The sequence below is a fragment of the Bradyrhizobium sp. genome (genome assembly GCF_016462955.1).
Taxonomy (GTDB): domain Bacteria; phylum Pseudomonadota; class Alphaproteobacteria; order Rhizobiales; family Xanthobacteraceae; genus Bradyrhizobium.
Window position 1 is genome coordinate 2,630 of the sequence record NZ_JAEMSD010000485.1, and the last position, 2,443, is coordinate 5,072.

Below are 2,443 nucleotides of genomic sequence, written 5' to 3' on the forward strand. Positions count from 1 at the left end.
GAGCTCGGCGCGCCCGTGAAGGTACAGTGGACGCGGGAGGACGACATCCATAACGGCTTTCTGCACACCGTCTCGGTCGAGCGGATCGAGGCCGGTCTCGACAAGAGCGGCAAGGTGATCGCCTGGCGGCACCGCAGCGTGGCCCCGAGCATCGCGTCGACTTTTGCCGCCGGCGCGGTGCATCAGGCTCCGTTCGAGATCGGCATGGGCCTCGTCGACATGCCCTTCGAGATCGCCAACATCTCCTGTGAGAACCCGGAAGCGGCCGCGCATACCCGCATCGGCTGGTTCCGTTCGGTCTCCAACATCCCGCATGCCTTCGCGGTGCAGTCGATGGTCGGCGAGATCGCGCATGCGACCGGCCGCGACCAGAAAGAGACGTTGCTCGATCTGATCGGATCGCCTCGCATCGTCAAGCCTGATGTGAAGGATCTCTGGAACTACGGCGAGCCCCAGGAGAGCTACCCGATCGACACCGCACGCTTGCGCAAGGTGGTCGAGCTGGTCGCCGAGAAGGGCGAGTGGGGACGCAAGGTGCCGAAAGGCCACGGTCTCGGCATCGCCGCCCACCGCAGCTTCGTCAGCTACATCGCGACCATCGTCGAGGTCGCGATCGACAACAAGGGAAAGCTGACGGTGCCACGGGTCGACACGGCGATCGACTGCGGGACCTATGTCAACCCCGAGCGCATCGCCTCGCAGATCGAGGGCGCCGCGATCATGGGGCTGAGTCTCGCCAAATACGGCGAGATCACCTTCAAGGACGGCAAGGTCCAGCAGAAGAACTTCGACGACTTCCAGGTCGTCAGGATGGACGACTCCCCGTTGGTGACCAACGTCTACATCGTGCCGCCGGCATCGGACACGCCGCCAAGCGGCGTCGGCGAGCCCGGGGTTCCCCCGTTCGCGCCGGCCCTGATCAATGCAATCTTCGCCGCGACGGGAAAACGTATCCGCGCGCTTCCGATCGGCAAGCAATTGGAGGCTTGAGCTGGAAACCAAAGCGTGAGGCGGAACACAAGGCGCCTCACGCCGTTTTCACCGATCTGACAGGAGCAGATCGATGACCAACATCTCAAAGGCGCTCGCAGTCCTGCTGTCGGGCGCCTTTCTTTTGACGGCCTCCGGCGCATTCGCCCAAGGCAGCACGCCGCCGCCGACCAGCGCCACGCGCCCCGGCACGCCGGACCAGACCTCGCTGCCCAACGCCAATGCCCCGCCCGCCTCGACCACCCAGACCACGGGGCAGCACAATCCGGATCCGAAGATCCGTGAAATGAACCAGAAGGAAAAGGACAAGGTCGATCGTATGGGCAAATAGCGATCTGAGGCATTGCCCGCGTCGTGCCATCCCGGCCGGCAACTATCCGCGTCTCACACGAATGCGGCGGACGTTGCCGTCCGCCGCATTCGCCCCCACGCTCCGCGTCTTTCGATCCGCCTGCGGAGCTATTTCTTCAGGGCAAACACCCAGACGACCCCGCCCTGCGGCACGTTGGCTTCGATGCCGATGTTATTGGTCACGAGCGCATCCTGGATGCGCTGTGCATCCACGCCCCACCCTGACTGGATCGCGATGTACTGCGTGCCGTCGATCTCGTAGGACACCGGCATGCCGACGATGCCGGAGTTGGTCTTTTGCTCCCACAGCAGTTCGCCGGTCTTGGCATGGAAGGCACGGAAATAGCGGTCGTTGGTCCCGCCGACGAAGACCAGATCGCCCGCGGTCGCGGTGACCGATCCGAACAGTTGCGATTTGGGGAAGTTGTGCTGCCAGACCTTCTTGCCCGTGGCGGGATCCCAGGCCTGGAGCTCGCCGAAATGATCGGCGCCGGGCTTCGTCGTCAGGCCGATGTCTTCCGGTTTGGTGCCGAGCCAGAGCTCGCCCGGCTTGAGCGCGACCTTCTCGCCGGTGAAGCCACCGCAGAAGTTCTCGTTGGCCGGCACGTAGACGAGGCCGGTCCTCTGGCTGTAGGCGGCCGACGGCCAGTCCTTGCCGCCCCATAGCGATGGACAGAACTCGACGCGCTTGCCCATCACCGGCTTGTGCGCGGGATCCACGATCGGCTTGCCGGTTTCGTCGATGCCCTTCCAGACGTCGGTAAAGACGAACGGCCAGCCGGCGACGTAATTGATCTTGGTCGGCGTTCGCTCGAGCACCCAGAAGATCGCGTCGCGGCCCGGATGCACCAGACTCTTGATGGTGCGGCCGTTGCGCTGCAAATCGATCAGCATCGGCGCCTCGACCTCGTCCCAATCCCAGGAATCGTTCTGATGATATTGGTGGTAAGCCTTGATCTTGCCGGTGTCGGGATCGAGCGCGAGCACCGAGGATGTGTAGAGATTGTCGCCGGGATGCGAGTCGCCTGGCCACGGCGCCGCGTTGCCGACGCCCCAATAGATCGTCTTGGTTTCCTTATCGTAATTGCCGGTCATCCAGGCC

3 protein-coding genes are annotated in these 2,443 nt (G+C 63.8%); 2 read left to right on the forward strand and 1 reads right to left on the reverse strand.

Going from position 1 to position 2,443, the window contains the following annotated elements; translation table 11 throughout:
• Both JHD07_RS32375 and JHD07_RS32380 read left to right on the forward strand, forming a co-directional pair.
• On the forward strand, positions 1 to 990 hold a 990-nt coding region (locus JHD07_RS32375; RefSeq protein WP_291629519.1), incomplete at its 5' end, for a molybdopterin cofactor-binding domain-containing protein.
• 73 nt (positions 991 to 1,063) lie between these two features.
• Entirely contained in the window at positions 1,064 to 1,321 is a 258-nt protein-coding gene (locus JHD07_RS32380; protein WP_291629522.1) for a hypothetical protein, read from the forward strand.
• 128 nt (positions 1,322 to 1,449) lie between these two features.
• Here the strand turns inward: JHD07_RS32380 and JHD07_RS32385 are convergent.
• The coding region (locus JHD07_RS32385; protein WP_291629524.1) for a PQQ-binding-like beta-propeller repeat protein at positions 1,450 to 2,443 on the reverse strand (994 nt) is incomplete at its 5' end.